Origin of the sequence: Lachnotalea sp. AF33-28, from assembly GCF_003477885.1 — a bacterium.
Lineage (GTDB): Bacteria > Bacillota > Clostridia > Lachnospirales > Lachnospiraceae > AF33-28.
In genome coordinates, this window is the sequence record NZ_QUEE01000017.1 from 90,666 (window position 1) to 107,798 (window position 17,133).

Annotated in this window: 9 protein-coding genes; all 9 read left to right on the forward strand. The window is 53.5% G+C overall.

Annotation, left to right across the window (positions count from 1 at the left end; all coding sequences use genetic code 11):
- The first annotated feature begins 88 nt into the window (after nucleotides 1-88).
- The 9 genes from DWZ56_RS19500 (at nucleotide 89) to DWZ56_RS19540 (ending at nucleotide 17,000) form a co-directional block, all read left to right on the forward strand.
- A complete protein-coding gene (locus DWZ56_RS19500; RefSeq protein WP_118558273.1) occupies nucleotides 89-3,352 on the forward strand; it encodes a right-handed parallel beta-helix repeat-containing protein in 3,264 nt (1,087 codons plus the stop codon).
- A 16-nt stretch (nucleotides 3,353-3,368) separates the two neighbouring features.
- On the forward strand, nucleotides 3,369-5,282 hold the full coding sequence (locus DWZ56_RS19505; protein ID WP_118558274.1) for a beta-L-arabinofuranosidase domain-containing protein: 1,914 nt from the start codon (nucleotides 3,369-3,371) through the stop codon (nucleotides 5,280-5,282).
- A gap of 83 nt (nucleotides 5,283-5,365) precedes the next feature.
- A complete protein-coding gene (locus DWZ56_RS19510) occupies nucleotides 5,366-6,949 on the forward strand; it encodes a hypothetical protein (RefSeq protein WP_118558275.1) in 1,584 nt (527 codons plus the stop codon).
- Nucleotides 6,939-7,439, forward strand: a complete 501-nt coding sequence (locus DWZ56_RS19515; protein WP_118558276.1) for an RDD family protein — start codon at nucleotides 6,939-6,941, stop codon at nucleotides 7,437-7,439. The genes DWZ56_RS19510 and DWZ56_RS19515 overlap by 11 nt, the downstream gene beginning before the upstream one ends.
- A 27-nt stretch (nucleotides 7,440-7,466) precedes the next feature.
- Nucleotides 7,467-10,157: a sugar-binding domain-containing protein gene (locus DWZ56_RS19520; RefSeq protein ID WP_118558277.1), complete on the forward strand. Its 2,691-nt coding sequence runs from the start codon at nucleotides 7,467-7,469 to the stop codon at nucleotides 10,155-10,157.
- Nucleotides 10,158-10,185: 28 nt separating this feature from the next.
- Nucleotides 10,186-12,342: a beta-galactosidase gene (locus tag DWZ56_RS19525; RefSeq protein WP_118558278.1), complete on the forward strand. Its 2,157-nt coding sequence runs from the start codon at nucleotides 10,186-10,188 to the stop codon at nucleotides 12,340-12,342.
- A 49-nt stretch (nucleotides 12,343-12,391) separates the two neighbouring features.
- Nucleotides 12,392-14,593, forward strand: coding sequence for a glycosyl hydrolase family 65 protein (locus DWZ56_RS19530; RefSeq protein ID WP_118558279.1), 2,202 nt, complete (start codon nucleotides 12,392-12,394; stop codon nucleotides 14,591-14,593).
- A 29-nt stretch (nucleotides 14,594-14,622) separates the two neighbouring features.
- Complete coding sequence (locus DWZ56_RS19535; protein WP_118558280.1) at nucleotides 14,623-15,702, forward strand: trimethylamine corrinoid protein 2; 1,080 nt, start codon at nucleotides 14,623-14,625, stop codon at nucleotides 15,700-15,702.
- A 26-nt stretch (nucleotides 15,703-15,728) separates the two neighbouring features.
- Nucleotides 15,729-17,000, forward strand: coding sequence for a hypothetical protein (locus tag DWZ56_RS19540; RefSeq protein WP_118558281.1), 1,272 nt, complete (start codon nucleotides 15,729-15,731; stop codon nucleotides 16,998-17,000).
- The last annotated feature ends 133 nt before the right edge of the window (nucleotides 17,001-17,133 follow it).

Sequence of the window (17,133 nt, forward strand, 5' to 3'; positions counted from 1 at the left end):
GACTGCACCGTATTATCAGATAAGTTGCAATTTCGTACCAGCCTCCCTTAGGGGAGGCTGGTTCTTCCTGTTAAAACGGAGGGAAAGTATGAGGCAGTTAAAAACAGTAAAGCCTTATCCGGGGATGGTCATTGAGGAATCTGTAATTTTTCAGCCCGGAGTTTATAATTTTTTCGGCAAAGAGGGCATCACCGTCCGGGGCGAGCAGATCGAGATTGACGGAAACGACTGTGTATTTATCGGTGGACAGAAGAAACGGAACAAAGAAGAGGAAGCCTACAGCAGCGAGTTCTCTTACGGATACGGTGATATGGCGGATGACAGCCTGGGCTATCGCGGCACGGGATTCCTTTTGGAAAACTGCAAAAATGTGCATTTGCACAATGTTACGGCAAAAGGCTTTGAGATCGGCCTTCATATGAAGGAATGCGAGAACTGCCTGATTACCGATAATGACTTTTCCTATAACTATCATAATCCTGACTGGGGATGGGATGAGCACAGGGATATGGGCGGCATGGTGCTGGAGAAATGCATTGGTAATGAGATCGGCAGAAACCGCGCCACCGATGTGTGGTCCGCCCTGGTACTAAGAGAGAGCAGCAGGAACTATGTGCATCACAATAACTGTTCCCACACTTCCAATGTGGGCCTTCGGATGTGGCTGGCCTGCCACAACCGGATCGAGGAAAACAACTTCAGCTGGGGACTTAGGAAAAATCCGGACGAGGTTCATGCCAGGGACAGCTCCTGTGTGCTGATTGAATCCGGCTCCTGCCATAATGTGCTCCGCAAAAATGACATGCGCTACGGCGGAGACGGACTGTTTATCCGCTCCCTGAACAACATGATGTCAATGCATAACCTGATTGAGGAGAATGACACCTCCTATGCCAACAACAATGCCATTGAAGCCTGGGATGCCTATAATACTTATATCAGAAATAAGGTCAACTATTCCAGCTACGGATTCTGGCTCGGATGCAGCGATCACACTGTGCTGATCGGCAATGAAGTGGTTGGAAACGGCACGACCTTTAACAACGCTCCGGAGGCTTTCGGCAATGCCGGCATTTCTGTTGTAAACGGCAGCGGCAACGGATTTTACCTGGAGGGCAACCGCATTGAAAACAACAGCGGTCCCGGATTGGCCATCCGTTATAAAATGGCGGATCCGATCAGAAACTGGGTGATTAAAAATAACAGTATATGCCATAACTGCAACGATGAGAGAGGGTATAAGGGTTACGGCGTCTATATGAAGCATTGCTTCAATATACATTTTATCGGCAATACCATAGAGGATAACGGAGCTGAGGATATATTCCGGGATGAGGATGTGTCTCTGGTACAGTTTTATGAGCCTGATACAGCCTATGAACAGCTCAAAATTACCTGCGAGAAAGAGTTTGTCACGGCGGGAGATGTATGCCGTTTCAGCGCAGCGCCGGGGTACGATAGGTATGAGTATTTCGTGAATGACGGCAATGTCTGCCGCGAATGCTGCCCTGTAATTGCATTCCCGAAGCCGGGGAGATACAGCATCAGCGTCAACGCCTATAAGGACGGCTGCATCGCTGTGGGCACAGCTGATATCTGTGTGCGGCCAAACGGTGAGAAGATCTTGCAGGCGGAGAATAGCAGCTGCTGGAAGGCAGAGCTTGCAGGCTGTCGGATTGAGGGAATTAAAAAAGAAGTGAGAGACGAGTCTGTAGCGCTCATAAATGAGGGCAGCAGCCAGTCCCGTTTCAGCCTGGAATGCGGCGGGCTGGACCTTACCGGAAAGACTCATCTGACGTTCCTCTATCAGTATCAGAACGATTATATTGACTGGGAAAAAGAGGCGCAGGTACCCACCGTTATATTCACAGACGGCGAGGGAAAGCGATTGACCATAAAACCTGTCCGCAATCTGCTTGTGGACAAATGCCAGATATGTAATCAAGCGAAATACAGTTGGGAAGTGCTTTCTGTTCCCCTTACGGAAAACCCGGATTATACTCTGGAAATGGAAGACGGGTTTACATGGAAGGCGGAGAGGATTTCACTTGAGTTCGTGTATCCGATGAACAGCGTGGGCAGGTTCGTTGTGGGGGATATGCGGCTTGAGAACAGGCCGGCTGCGGAGTATGACGATGTCTGCCGGATGAATGAGATACCTGTGGAGTGCCGGAAGAAATGCACGTCCGCCAGCAGCGGCACAGAAAGCTATGATGACATTTTCGGCAGCAATCCCTACTGCTACATGGCCACACGCAGATGGGAAAGCGGGACCGCAGGAGAGCGGGAACAATTCAAAATATCTTTTACAGCTTCAAGCGCGGTATCCGGCATGATCATTAGATTTTACAGGGATGAGCTGGAATGTGTGCTGCCGCAGAGCGTGTCTCTCTATGACGGAGAACACCGCCTGATTCGGCAGGAAACGCCGGTGAAGTCCTCTTATCTGGAGTGGAAAGATCTGGATCTTGTTACAGAAGAACTGATACTGGAATTTACAAAAATGCCGGGCAAGAGCATCGCTATGTATCAGTGCAGAGTGCTGAAGGAAAAACGGCAGATGCCCTGCCTGCGCATACAGGAAAAGCAGCCCTTAAGCGTTTGTGCGAGTGACGCTGTGGTGAAGCTGAACATAGAAAGAAACCCCAAAGAGTCAACTCTTAGCAGCTTAGAATACGCGGTTTACGACAGCAATGAAAAGGATATACTGGCATCGCGCATTCTGGTGAGGGGAAGCATTGCGGCGGATCAGGTGAGATCGGGCAGCAAGGTCAGCCTGGATTTAAAACAGATAGAACTTATGAGAGAGAAGACCTACCATCTGCTGCTGTGGCAGACCCATATGGCGGCGGGCATACAAAACGGAGCTTATTACCGGTGGGTGGGCGACGGCATCGCGGAAATGGATACCACTTACGGATATATCAACCAGCTGGAAGTTGTGGATAAGGGACGTACCGGATGGGGCAGAAACTATCTTAGGATAAACTGCGACGAGCTGGTGTACGACCGCTCCTGCGTGAGCGAGGGACTCGGAAACCGCTTCGGCCTGACGGGAATGGATAAGCTGTACCAGAAATTCAGGATACCCGGATATGCGGACACGCTGATGCATCCCAATTATTTCAGCCGGGATGGGTATCCCGTGGACAACACCGCCGTGCTGGAACTTACCTGTCCGGAAGAAAACATGCAGATCACGCTGGTTCTTGCGGAGGGCGGCAGCATGACGGCACAGTACGGCGGCAGGCAGGCCGTACAGGAAGGCAACCGCCTCATCTTAAGAGACCTTCCCAAGGGAGACAGCTGTGTGACGCTTGAAGGAACAGGCAGAATTCTATATATTGAGTGATGAAGGAGACATAAAAATGAAGGCTTATCAGAACTATCTGGTGGAATCTTTGGGCATCGGCTGTCTGAAACCACGTGGCTGGCTGGCCCGCGAACTCAAACTGCAGATGGAAGGCATTACCGGTGAGCTGGATGAGAATTGGGGCTCCATCAATCGGTTTTCCGACTGGCTGGGGGGCACGAATATAGGCTGGGAACGCCCCCCGTACTGGCTGGACGGCCTCGTGCCGTTAGCCTGGCTGCTGGGAGATGAAAAGAGAATTGAAAAGGCCCGCAGCTGGATGGAGTGGACATTAAATTCACAGCGGGAAAACGGGGACTTCGGCCCGCATTACTGGACACAGGAGTTTGACGATACGCTGTTCTGGCCCAAATTCGTGATGTTAAAAGCGCTGGTCAGCTACTATGAGGCGGAAAACAACCCGAAGGTGCTGGAATTTATGAGCCGCTATTACCGCTTCTGTGATACACTGCTGGACACCTATCACATGAGCGGATGGGATGAGGCCAGGGCCGGGGATTTCGCGTGGTCGGTATGCTGGCTGTATGAGAAGACCCATGAAGAATTTCTCACGGGCCTGCTGGATAAAATCAATTCGCAGTCCTTAAATTGGACCGAGTGTCTGGAGAACTGCCCCTTTACCCATCCTACGGCATACTATTATAACTGGAAAGAGCTGACGGACAAGAGCAGCCGCAGCGGCTGGTATACGATCATGAAATACCATGCCACCCATATTGTCAATGTGACCATGGGCTTAAAGCAGCCGGTCATGGCTTATAAGGCGGGGGGCGAGAAGAAGTATCTGGATGCTCTTTATGCCGGCATGAAATCCTATATGAAATACCATGGACAGGTGACCGGGGTTTACTCAGGGGATGAACACTTAAGCGGCCCCAATCCCACCCAGGGTACGGAGCTCTGTTCGGTGGTGGAGTTCCTGTTTTCGCTCAACGCCATATTCCAGCAGACCGGGGACGCCAGATTTATGGACCTTCTGGAGCGGATCGCCTACAATGCGCTGCCAGGCACGATCACCGAGGACTTCACCGGACATCAGTACGATCAGCAGGCGAACCAGGTGAAGGTTTCTATGGAGTCCAGGAACTGGTATAACAACGGCGACAGGGCGAACCTGTTCGGGTTTGAGCCCAATTTCGGCTGCTGCCTGGCCAACATGCATCAGGGCTGGCCGAAGCTGATAAGAAATGCATTTTTCATGAACGGGCAGGAGGAGCTGGTGTTCGGCGCCTATATGCCGGTCAGCGCCCTGTGGCAGCGTGAGGACGGAGATATAAGGATCACGGAAGAGACGGAATATCCGTTCAGGGATACGGTTACAATAGCCTTTGAGATGGATGAGCCCAGGGAATTTACCTGTCGCATCCGGATTCCCGGCTGGTGTTCGTCCGCTAGGATCGAATATAACGGAGAAGTGATCGGCAGTGAGGCAGAGGACGGGTATGTCAGCCTGCATCGGGTGTTTGAAAACGGCAGCAGGATTGTCCTTCATTTTCCCATGGAGATCACCTTAAAGACCGGGTGGTATCATAACGGCATGAGTGTGGAGCGCGGCCCGCTGGTATATGCGCTGAATATAAAGGAAAGATGGGAAAAACTCGGCCAGGGACATCCTAAGTTCCCGGACTGTGAGATCTATCCGGAGAGCAGATGGAATTATGCGCTGGATACGTCGGTGCCCATGGAGGCGGTGCTTTCGGAATGCTTAAGTGAGCAGCCTTTTTCCAAAGAAAATCCTCCGGTCAGGATCCTGGCGGCAGGACGGCCGGTTGAGAGCTGGCAGATGGAAAACAATTCCGCAGGCGATCTGCCGGAATCGCCGGTGGCTTTAGATGCGGCGCCGGAAACGGTGGAGCTGGTGCCCTATGCCTGCACAAAACTTAGAATTTCGTTATTTCCCTGGCTGTAGAGGCGGGAGGATAGCAGCAGGGCGGTAAGGCGTGAGTGGGAAGATACGGTAAACAGGGTATTTGGGACAGAGGAAGTGACAGAATGAAAATCAGTAAAAAAATCATACCCATAGCCTGCCTTGTGCTGTTTGTGGCAGCGGCGGTATTTGTTTTGATGGATCACGGAAAGACGGAGGAACCGGAGGCTTCGGATATCTGTATCTGGTATCCCAGCGGCTATGAGCTGCTGCATAAACAGACCTTAAACGATGTGGAAGTCATCCGGCAGATCGAAGAGAAGCTGGATGTGCCGCTGTATTTTACCGGCACCAGCGGGGACCTGGACAGCGCTTTTTCTGTGGTTATGGGGGATTTGGAGGGTACGGATGCCGTATTTTACCGGTTTGACGCCGGGCAGCTTAGGTCCAGCTATGAAAACGGCCAGATCCTGGACTACCGTGAGTATCTGGATCGGATGCCCAATCTGTCGCGCCTGTTTGAGGAAAATCCGCTGCTGTATCAGTATGCCTGTGTGGACGGACATTGTCTTTTGTTTCCGTCCACACTGGAGAATGCCTATGAAGATGTGCTGCTTGCTGTCCGCAGCGACTGGAAGGAACAGGCGGGTTATACCTGGGGGGGGGTATACGCCTGGAGCCTTGCCGAGCTGGAACAGATGTTTTTAAAGCAAAAACTGCTGTTTGAAGAAAAAAGACTGGCTCCCATGGATGAATACTTCGTGGGGCTGTCTTCTTATAACGGATTTATCGAACATCTTCTTCCTCTCTACAAAACATCCGTCGGCCTGTACTGGAATCAGGACAGGGACGGCCTGATCTACGGACCTTCGACAGAAGAATACCGCCGTTTCCTTACGGATATGAAACGCATGTATCAGGAAGGGCTGCTGGACAGCCATATCTATGACAGCAGCGATACGAATTTTGAGAAATATCTTCTCAACAGCACCAGCAGCGCCGTATTGGCCACCAGCGGCCAGATAGAAAAGCTGGAAGGTTACGCCGCGGAAAACGGGGATTCGCTGCCTCTGGAGTATATCAACCTGTACAGCATGGCCGGTGAAGAGGCGGTTTTGTATGATGCAAAAGGCCGGAAGGACAGGGTGCTGGAATTCGGCTTTGTGATCAACAGCGATATCGGAGAGGAGAAGCTGGAAAAGCTGCTGCGCTTTATCGACTATCTGTATTCCGATGAAGGTATGGAATATACGAACTGGGGAGAGCCCGGACGGCATTATGAGGAGCAGGACGGCCTTAGAGTGTACAGCCCAAAACTGTTAAAAGACGGCGAATACTATGGGATCAGCATGGCGCCGTATGTGAAACAGGACCTGCTTAGGACGGACCGGAGCGTCAACTTGAATATGTCTTCCGAAAAAAGCCGTAAGTGCATCCTTTTAAGAAGCTATGAAGCGGACAGGAGCTTTACGGAGCCTAAGGGCTACTACAGTGAGGAGGGCGCATTTAGCCGGTCTGATCTGAAAACTGCGCTGGAATCGTTTACGGAGGAGACCTCCATGAATTTCATATTCCAGAGTATAGATCCGTCGGATGATCTGCAGTGGCAGGAGTACTTAGACGCGCTTTACGGGCTGGGTCTTGAGCAGTATCTGGATATGGAGCTTCAGGCGTCGGAGAGGATGGAGGCGGTTACCTATGAAAAATAATGCGGGGATGTCGGGTATCGGATATAAAAACGAGCGGATATTGGAATTCGGACTGGATGCGCTGGCAGTGTCCCTGGTTCTGGTCATCACATGGCTGCTGTTTGGGTACCCGCATATCTTTAACTACTTTCAGGAGATGGAAGAGGCAAAAGTGATCATCAGCCCGGAGAAATATATGCTGGCCATGGAGGACATCAACGCCCGGCTGGAACGGGTGATCATGGAGGTCTTTATGGCTTATTTCCTGTATGAATCCCTGTTTCTGATTTTCTTTAAGCAGACGCCCGGCAGACGGGTATTCGGCAGGAAGATGGAGCTGAATCTGGAGACAAAGCATGAATTTCTGATGCGCTGTCTGATCATACCCACCAGGACCTTTGCAAAGCTTTTCTGCATCTATACCGTGATTCCGCTGGTGGTGATAGGGGTGGTGTTCCTGTTTTCCAGAAAGGATAAAACCCTGTTAGACTATGTTTTTCTTACTGAATGAGGTCAGCATTAAATCCCGGAGGTATTTATGAATAGAATAGAGTTGAATGGAGCCTGGCAGTGTAGTTTTCCGGATGGACAGCACCTGGAAGTTATGGTGCCGGGCTGTTTTGATGTATACAGAAAAGAAAAGGACATCGCAGATGCCGTGACGCTGTCACGCACGTTTTGCGCAGAGATAGGGGAAGGAAAGCGGGCGCTGCTGTATTTTGGCGGCGTGAGCTATTACTGCGATATCTATGTAAACGGACGTCTTGCGGGAAGCCATGAGGGCATGTGGGATAATTTCAGCACGGACGTGAGCGGACTGTTAAAAAACGGTGAAAACGAGCTGACGCTTACGGTCTGGAAGCCCGGCTACCATAAAGAGGACCGTTTTCCCCTGCGGGAGGTGCTGTCCGGTTTTATTCCGGATGTGCTCTGCACCTTCGGCGGCATCTGGGATGATGTGTATCTTTTGTCGGCGGATACCTATTTCATCGGCCGCCACTGCGCTTCGGCTTCTTTAGACGGCGCAGGGAAACTGACCGTTGATATAAACTGTGCGGATCAGATCCCGGTGAAGATCACCGGTGCGGTGTACGGGCCGGACGGCAGAAAAGCCGCTGCAATCTGTGCACAAAGGGAAGCTGGTCCGGGGGAAAACCGCCTGGAAATCCCGTTTGAGCTGTCCGAGCCGGACTGCTGGAGCCCGAACCGTCCCCAGATGTACCGCTACGATCTGGAGATCACCGCGGGAGGACAGACCGAGCGCGTTGAGAATGCCTTCGGATGCCGCAGCATACAGGCGGACGACAGCAGGATCCTTTTAAACGGCGAGCCTGTTTACCCCAGGGGCATCCTGCACTGGGGGTATTACAGCGGACTGACGCCCCGGCCCGGCGCGGGTGTGATCCGCGATGAAATCGCAAAATGCAGGCAGTACGGTTTTAATATGATCAAACACTGCCTTTACATACCGAGAGAAGAGTACCTAAGACAGGCGGACGAGGCCGGCATGCTTTTATGGATCGAACTTCCGCTCTGGCTTCCGGATGTTTCGGAGGAGCTGGAACCCCGCATCCTGCGGGAATTTCCGAGGCTGCTCAACCAGATCAAAGGCCATCCATCCGTCGTGATGGCAAGCCTTGGCTGTGAGTTGGATGACAAGGTGGGAGGCGCGGTGCTGGAGGAGATGTACCGGCTGGCAAAACGTGAGTTAAACTGCCTGGTGCGGGATAATTCCGGTTCCGGCGAGTGCTATGGCGGCCTGGCGGTGGACTATGCGGATTTCTCAGATTATCATTTTTACGGGGAACTCCAGAATATGGAAAATCTGATGGAGAATTTCACCCCGGTTTGGAAACGGAACCGCCCCTGGATCTACGGCGAGTTCTGCGACAGCGATACCATGAGGGATCTGGCAGAGGTGCGCGGGCGCATGGGCAAAGAGGAGCTGTTCTGGGAAAAGGCGGACCCTGTGGAAAATCCCATCAGCATATTAAAGCCGGATTTCTACCTGGGAAGCCACGAGGAGCGCATGAAAGAAAGCGGCATCCGGACGGACTTCTCCCTGATAAAGGAGCTGTCTTTCAACCACTCCATGGTGCACAGAAAGACGACGCTGGAGGAGACCAGGGCTTTTGAAGAGATCTCGGGCTATAATATCACCAGCATCCGTGACGTGCCCATCGCTACCAGCGGCATATTCGACGATTTCATGGAACCGAAGTTTGACAGGAAGCTTTTTTGCAGCTTCAACAGCGACGTGATGCTGATTCCGGCATGGGATCTTGGCAGGACCTGGATCGGCGCGGATCGCGTGCTCCCAAGAGAGCGCTATAATTTCATCGGCGGCAGCACCCTTACACGGCATATCCTGGTGTCCAACTATTCCGGAAGCGCGCTTGTGGATCCTGTGCTTTCCTGGAGCCTGGAAACAGACGGCCATGCATGGGCCGGCGGAAAAGAGACGGGCAGAACCGTTTTGTCCGGGACAGTGAGGGAATGTGCATATCTGTCCTTTGCGCTGCCCAAGGCGGGCCGTCCCTCCACCGCTGTTTTAAAGGTGAAACTTAGCAGCGGCGCCGTCGAATGCGAGAACCGGTGGCCGGTATTTCTGTATCCGGAGCTGTCCTGTGCGGATGTGCGGGTGGGACTTTACGATCCCTGCCATATATTTGACCGGACAGAACCGCTGTTTCAGAGTATGACACGGATTGCGGATGAGCAGGAGATTGCCTTGGATGAAATAGATGCGGTGCTGACCTCACGGCTGACCCCTGCGGTGCTTCGTTATGTGGAGCGGGGCGGAAAGGCTGTCTGCGTGCAGAGAGGCACGGGTCCCCTGCCCACAGTGCCTGTGGCGTTCTGGAGAGAGGGGATGGTCCGCTACGGTTCCCATCCCGCTCTGGGCGGTATCCGCTATGAGAACTGGATGGATGACCTGCGCTTTTTCGGCGTGGGCACGGATACTTCCCTGGATCTTACCGATCCGTATTACAGCCATTTTACATCTGCAGAACCTGTGATCCTCCGGTATGACTGCAGGGAATGGAAGAAGAGCGCTTATATGGCCGAGCTTCGCCTGGGCCGCGGCCGCATTCTCGCCACAACCCTGCGCCTGGAGGGCGGCATGGGCAAGCAGCCCCTCTTTATCACAAACAACACATTGGGCCGGCACCTGCTCATGAGCGCTGTACTGGATCTTACCGGCAGAAACGGCGGGCAGGCTTTTTGAGACTTTATACAACACTTTGGAGGAATATATGTCCCAGTCTTTTGAAATCAGAGAAGAAAGTTTTTATATAAACGGCAAAAAGACACCGCTGCTCTGCGGTGAAATCCACTATTTCCGCATGCCCAAATCATCCTGGGCGAATGCACTGGACCGCCTGGCGGAATGCGGCTGCAATGCGGTGGCTTATTATGTGCCCTGGTTTGTACACGAGTACGAAGAAGGGAAGTTTGATTTTCACGGCGATGTTCACCCGGATAACGACCTGCATACCTGGATCCGCATGACCATGGAGCGGGGGCTGATCGGTTATCTGCGTCCGGGCCCATATGTTTATGCGGAGACTAAGGATCTGGGTCTGCCGGTGTGGTTTACGCGCAAATACAAAGATGCCATCATCAAAGGCTATCAGGACGGCGGGTATGTGGATACCGCATTTGCCAACGGCGCTTCCCATAACCATCCGGAATTTCTGGAAGCGGTGAGAAAGTGGTACCGGGCGCTGTGCGGCGAGGTGGAGCAGTACCTGTATCCCGAGGGCAATGTGGCGCTGTTCCAGCTTTGCAACGAGATTCCGGGAGACGACTGTGATGACAGGAATCCCAGGAATCTTGGCATAGGGGATCCGAACGGGCTCTGGCCTTCCTGGCTTAGGGATAAGTACCAATCGGTGGAAAATCTGAACAGGCGTTACGGCAGCAGCTTTCAGATGCTGGAGCTGGTGGAGCCGCATCAGCTGGAGGCCTGCAGTGGAAAGCTCTATTTTGAGGATCATCTGGACTTTTATTATACCCGCTATTTCCCGGAGTATTTCCGGAGGCTTAAGGAGATGGTCTGCCTGAAAAAAGAGCATCCTATCACCTTTGTCCATAATGCGTATAACCCCAGGGCGATTTCTCTGCATTACCATAACCGGCGGCAGAATCCCTGGCTGAACGTGGGCGTGGACTGCTACTACTCCCTAAGCGGCAGGATCGGCATGAAGGAGGCCACCTATTACTGTGAGTACGGCGCCGAGTACGCCAGGCGGTTCCTTAACAATGTGCCGTGGGTGATCGAGCAGGAATGCGGCTATTGGACGGATTATCCGGCTGTCTACGGGCCGGAGCTGTATATCTTTAATATCTGGACTATGGCGGCGGGCTATCAGGGGATGAACATGTATCTGTTCGCTTCCGGCATCAACCGTCCGGGCATGGGCTTTTACGGGACGGAACACAACTGGCAGGCCCCGGTGGACGCTTCCGGCCGGGCGGCGGAGAATTATCCTTACATAGAGCGGTCGATCCGCGATATATTAAAACATCAGGACGCTCTGCTTTGCGGAATGCACTACGATATCGGGCTGGGAGTCCGGCATGCGCCGGGACTGATTTGGAAAGCGGTAGCCAAGCCTTCCAACGAGGCATATTTCGCGCTGAAATCGGCCGGATTTACCCCAAGGATCTATGATTATGAGGCCATGAGCCCGGAAGAGCTGCTTAAGTGCCCCGTATTGTTTGTCGTTTCGGATGAATGCATGGAACCTGAAGTACAGGAAAATTTGGCAGAATATGTGCGCCTGGGAGGCCGGCTCATCATAAACGGGATCTTCCCATATCTGGCATGCTGCGGCAGTCCCTGTACGCTGCTTGGCGACGCATTTGGGCTTACGGCAGGGGAAGGGCAGATCCGGGAAGAGGTACAGGGTAAGCTGATACTGGACGGAGTGGAGTATTTTATAGGAAAACAGGTACAGCAGGTCACGCCGGCCGGCGAGAGCGGCTGGAAGATCGCGGCGGCATCGGAGAGCGGAGCTGCAAAAGATGAGGCCGCGGTCTGCGGCGCAGGAACACCGTGCACGGCAGCAGGCGGCGAAGATGCGGCGGATGACCGGTCGGCATGCGGCAGGCCAGGCGCCCTCTGGCGGGAATATGGCAAAGGCAGCGTGATGGTTCTGCCGTTTCCGCTGGAGATGCAGTTTTACGGCATGGCGGATATGCTGGTGAAGCTTCTGTCGCTCATCGGAGCCCGTCCGGGCATCCGCGGGGCCAGACGGCTGCGTATCCTGCCCAAAGAGGACGGCAGCATCATCGCCCTGAACCTGCATCCTATGGCGGTGCGGGAGACGGTATCGGTCGATACTCCCGGGGGAGAGAAGACGGAGACGGTGGATCTTGAACCCCATTCCTTCCGGATCATTCACTGAAACACCGGAATGGGGCACTAATTGTACTAAGAGGAGATAATAAGAAGCTATGGGATCATTATTCAGGACCGATGTAATTGCGGAAGAAGGGATTCAGATGCAGTCCTCAAAGCATTATGAGGGTGTATTTGCGCAGGGATCGGGGTATCTCCATATCAGAGGGAGCTTTGAGGAAGGGCTTAAGGCAGCGGACCAGAACGAGGAATACATGCGGCTGCCAGCCAATGTGACAATTGAAAAGCCCCGCCACCCGCGTTCCAAATGCGGAACCTACGTGCCCGGCATAACCGGCAGCCATCCGCTGCTTAGAGAAGAGCTGGTAAACCTGCCCAATCCGCTTGCTTTTTATGTGGCGGCTGACGGCGAGGACCTCGATATGGATGAAAGCCGGATCAGCGGCTACGTAAGGCAGCTGGATCTGAACCGTGCACTGCTTTCCAGGGAGTTTATCTGGGAGACAAAAGGCGGCGCCAAACTGTCCTGCAGCTACCGGCGCTATGTCTCCATGGACTGCCGGAATCTGATCGTGCAGAAGATGCGCTTTTGTCCGGAGGACGGCAGCCTGCTTCTGTCCATGAAGGGCACCGTGGATGAGAAAGTGAAGACAAACGGGTACAATCATTTCACCCATGTGGAAAAACAGGCTCTGGGCGGGCTGGTCTGCGTCTATCTGAAGACGGATACTGGCGACGAGGTTCGCGTGGCCGCTCTGACCGTGTCGCCCCAGGCCGAATTTACGCCGGAGGCGGATATGAGCGCCGCCGAAGTAAGGCTCGCAAAAGGGCAGGAAGCCGAGGTGATCCGCCTGTCCATGGTTTCCACCTCCAGAGACCCGGAAGGGCTGTTAAGCCTGGAGGCGATCCGGAAGCGGCTGCAGACAGCTGTTTCCAGGCAGGAGGAGCTGTGGGAGGAACACTGCCGGGCCTGGAAACGGCTGTGGGACATGAGCCGGGTCACCATTGAAGGGGATGAAAAGGCGCAGCTTGCCGTTAATTTCTCCGTATATCATCTGCTTCGCAGCTGCAATGACCGGGATGACAGGATCGCTGTCTGCGCCAAGGGCTTTGCGGGGGAGGCTTATTTCGGACACTACTTCTGGGATACGGAAGTCTATCTGCTCCCCTTTTTCCTCTACACCAGGCCGGAGGCGGCGAAGATGCTGGAACGGTTTCGGATACGGACGCTTGAGGGCGCTAAGAAAAATGCCGCAGCGTACGGATACGCGGGGGCCAGATACCCCTGGGAATCCGGCCTGACCGGCGAGGAGCAGTGCCCCAACTGGCAGTACGGGGATCATGAGGTGCATATCACGGCGGATGTGGCCTTTGGCCTGTGGCACTATTTCTGTGCCACAAAGGATGAGGAGTTTCTGGAACAGGCAGCGCCGGTATTTGTGGAAACGGCCAGATACTGGCTGGAGCGCAGCTACGAGGGGGAGGACGGCTGTGTTCATATCAACGGCGTCATGGGCCCTGACGAATATGTCTGCCTGTGCAGCGACAACGCCTATACAAACTATATGGTGCGTCAGTCCCTGCTGCACACCGTCCGGATTGTTGAGATGCTTCAGGAGAAAAATCCGGAGGCTGCCAAAGCCCTGGGGGCGGATGAAGCGTTTCTTCAAAAGATTCAAAGCGCGGCGGACCGGCTTACAATCCGCCGCAGGGATGATAAAGTGATCCTGCAGTGCGCGGAGTTTGAACAGCTGGAGGAGCCGGATTTTGACCGCCTGTGGCCGGATAAAACCAAAGCCTTCGGAAGTTTTGTATCCCAGGAGCGCAATTACCGGACTAAGGCGCTGAAGCAGGCAGACGTGCTGATGCTGTTTTATCTGTTCCCGAAAGCCTTTGACCGGGAGGCGCTGGAAGAAAATTACCGGTATTATCTGCCCTATACCACGCACGATTCTTCCCTTTCGTGCATCATTCATTCCATTTTATGCTGCCTTAGAGGCAAACCGGAGGAAGCATGCGAATTCTTTGAGAGGGCGCTGGACATCGATCTGGATGAGACGAAGGGCGGTGCGGCGGAGGGCATCCATATCGCCAACTGCGGCGGCATCTGGCAGGCTGTGATCTTCGGATTCTGCGGCATGAGCAGAGCCTATGAGACGGATGAGCTGACCTTTGCGCCGATGCTGCCCAAATCCTGGCGCGCGGTGAGATTTCCGGTTTGCTTTAAGGGCGGCATGCATCAGGTGGAAATCACCCATGAGAAGGTCTGCATAGACGAAACGCCAACCGTCGGATAACGTATTGGACATACGGATCAGGAGGAGCTATGAAATATAAAGAGGATATCGATAAGGTGAGGGAGCGCCTGTACGCGTTCTGGAACCGGGAAATCGTGGACCGGGCCTGTGTCTGCGTACTGGCGCCGAAGAAAAAGGGAGACCACATCTCCATGTTTGAGAATCCGCATGACCTGAGGAAAGATCCGGCGGCCCTTAAGGCGTATTGGACGGACCCGGAGACCATCTACAGGGAGAATATCGCGAGGCTTGAGCGCACCTGGATGGGCGGCGATGTGCTGCCGGTCATTTTCCAGAACTACGGAACTTCGGGCCATTGCAATTATTACGGAGCGAGGCCTGTGTACGGCAACGACACGATCTGGTTCGATCCGGTCTGGGACAGCCTGGAGGATGCGGACAATGCCTATACGGAAACCTTGCTTAAGGAACATCTGGAAATCGCCCGCTATCTGACGGAGAGAGGGAAGGATCAATATTTTGTGGGCATGCCGGACAGCACCGGCACCATCGACGCGCTGGGCCACCTTTATGGGACGGAAAATGTGCTGATCGATATGCTGGAGGAGTCGGAGCAGGTGAAACACGCCATCGATATAGTGAACCGTGGATGGATCAGTACTAATGAGATGTTCTATCAGATCAGCAGAGAGTTAAACGGCGGCGGGGCTCATGCGTGGATGCACCTTCTGGCGCCGGGCAGGCTGACCCATATGCAGTGCGACATGTCGGTGATGTTTTCGGCCGATATGTATGAGGAATTTGCGGTGGATGAGCTGAAGCAGCAGATGGAGTGGCTGGAATATCCGGTCTATCATTTTGACGGCATCGAGCAGGAAAAGCATCTGGTGCATATCCTGGCGTTAGAAAAGCTGCGGGCTATCCAGTGGACCCATGTGGCCGGGCAGAAATCGGCCGGGCACTATATCCCTGTGTTAAAACGTATCCAGGAGGCTGGCAAGGGCCTGATCATCATGGCGCCGCCTTCGGATGTGCCCATACTCATGTCGGAGCTTTCCTCAAAAGGGCTCTACATACACACAGAAGCCGAGGATGCCGGGCAGGCGGAAGAGATTGTCCGCTATGTGGAAACACATACCAGAGAATAGCGGCCGTTACTTGGGAAGGAGACCGTATGACGTTCGGGGAACAGTGCAGGTATTTAAGAGAACTGGCGGACCGCCTGTCTGAGCTGGCAGCCGCGCCGGAAAATGAAGTGAAGCGCCAAAGATGGGCGGATCACAATGAGTTAAATAAAGATGTGCCTCCGCTCATCTGGGTCTGTCCGGACGAGGACGGCGCATGGCTGGAGCTGGTGCCGGAGGAGAGCCTGGTCTGTGAGGATAAAGATCTTAGACTGCTGGAAAGAAAGCTGAAGCAGTATCTGTATCAGGGGGAGTGGCTGAAGGATGACTTCGCCTTCGAGCCGGCTGTCTATTTTGATATCCCGGGAGAATATACCGGATATCTGTACGGCCACAGAGACCAGAAAAGCGCGTGGGGAATTCCGATCAACAAGAAGGAAGTCGGAAAGAACGCCTATCATCTGGACAATTATTTGAAAACCGATCAGGATTATGAACGCCTGCTTATGCATCGGGTGGATTTTATCGAGGATGTGAACGAGAGAAAAAGGCTTGAGGAGCTGTATGATGAGGCGCTGGACGGCAGAATCCGGGCGGAATTTCATCTGCCCTACAGCGTGCTGGTGCAGAGCCTGCTGATTGAACTGGTGCATCTTAGAGGACTGCAGGAGCTCTTGTTTGATCTGTATGATGAACCGGAGCGGCTGCATCAGGTGCTGAACCATATGGCAGAGAGCAAGGCGGATCTGCTGGACCGCCTGGAAAGGGAGCACCGCCTGTTTGATAACCGGACCAATGTATATACCGGTTCCGGGGGTCTGGGATATCTGAACGTGGAACGAAAGCCTCCCCAGGAGGTACTGCTTAAGGATATGTGGGGCTTTGCGGATGCCCAGGAATTTTCCTGCGTATCCGGCGAGATGTTCGAGGAATTCGCGCTGCGAAACCAGAAGATCGGCTTAAACCGGTTCGGCCTCGGCTGCTATGGCTGCTGCGAACCCATGGACCGCAAGTATGACGCCGTATTCCGCCATATAACCAACCTGCGCCGCATAAGCGTCAGCCCCTGGTCGGATGTGGAGCTTGCGGCAGAAAATATCCGGGACCGGGCGATATTCTCATGGAAACCGGATCCGGCGAGGCTGTGCGCCGGATTTGACGAGGCGGAAATATATGACTGGCTCTGCCGGGTGGCCGGACAGACCCGGGGATGTATAGTGGAAATCATACTGAAGGATATCCGGACATGCGGGGGAACGAACGCGAATCTGGTCAAATTTATTGAACTGGCTAAGAAGGCGTTTGGCAGAGAAGAACTGTAAAAAGAATCCCGCAAGTGGAGCTATTGAACGAAAAATACCCCATCTGCCGTTTCGACCGGCAGATGGGGTATTAAAAAGGGGAGGATAAGTATTTCTTTTGTCTTTGGTGGTCAATCTGCCAAATGACAACCTT